We start from the raw sequence: 1,087 nt of genomic DNA on the forward strand, positions 1-1,087 counted from the left end.
ATAGTGGACACGCGGCTAAGTGAGTAAACTCTCAGTCAGAGGTGACTCACATGACAAAAACAGTATCAACCAGTAAAAAACCCCGTAAACAGCATTCGCCTGAATTTCGCAGTGAAGCCCTGAAGCTTGCTGAACGCATCGGTGTTACTGCCGCAGCCCGTGAACTCAGCCTGTATGAATCACAACTCTACAACTGGCGCAGTAAACAGCAAAATCAGCAGACGTCTTCTGAACGTGAACTGGAGATGTCTACCGAGATTGCACGTCTCAAACGCCAGCTGGCAGAACGGGATGAAGAGCTGGCTATCCTCCAAAAGGCCGCGACATACTTCGCGAAGCGCCTGAAATGAAGTATGTCTTTATTGAAAAACATCAGGCTGAGTTCAGCATCAAAGCAATGTGCCGCGTGCTCCGGGTGGCCCGCAGCGGCTGGTATACGTGGTGTCAGCGGCGGACAAGGATAAGCACGCGTCAGCAGTTCCGCCAACACTGCGACAGCGTTGTCCTCGCGGCTTTTACCCGGTCAAAACAGCGTTACGGTGCCCCACGCCTGACGTATTAACTGCGTGCTCAGGGTTACCCCTTTAACGTAAAAACCGTGGCGGCAAGCCTGCGCTGTCAGGGACTGAGGGCAAAGGCCTCCCGGAAGTTCAGCCCGGTCAGCTACCGCGCACACGGCCTGCCTGTGTCAGAAGATCTGTTGGAGCAGGATTTTTACGCCAGTGGCCCGAACCAGAAGTGGGCAGGAGACATCACGTACTTACGTACAGATGAAGGCTGGCTGTATCTGGCAGTGGTCATTGACCTGTGGTCACGTGCCGTTATTGGCTGGTCAATGTCGCCACGCATGACGGCGCAACTGGCCTGCGATGCCCTGCAGATGGCGCTGTGGCGGCGTAAGAGGCCCCGGAACGTTATCGTTCACACGGACCGTGGAGGCCAGTACTGTTCAGCAGATTATCAGGCGCAACTGAAGCGGCATAATCTGCGTGGAAGTATGAGCGCAAAAGGTTGCTGCTACGATAATGCCTGCGTGGAAAGCTTCTTTCATTCGCTGAAAGTGGAATGTATCCATGGAGAACACTTT

The 1,087-nt window shown here is 54.1% G+C and carries 1 pseudogene; it reads left to right on the forward strand.

From position 1 onward, the window contains the following. Positions 1–50 precede the first annotated feature (50 nt). Positions 51–1,087: pseudogene (locus MFF34_RS28045) on the forward strand (IS3-like element IS3 family transposase); the annotation flags it as partial.

It is taken from the genome of Pseudomonas sp. PAGU 2196 (assembly GCF_022179005.1).
Taxonomy (GTDB): domain Bacteria; phylum Pseudomonadota; class Gammaproteobacteria; order Pseudomonadales; family Pseudomonadaceae; genus Aquipseudomonas; species Aquipseudomonas kermanshahensis.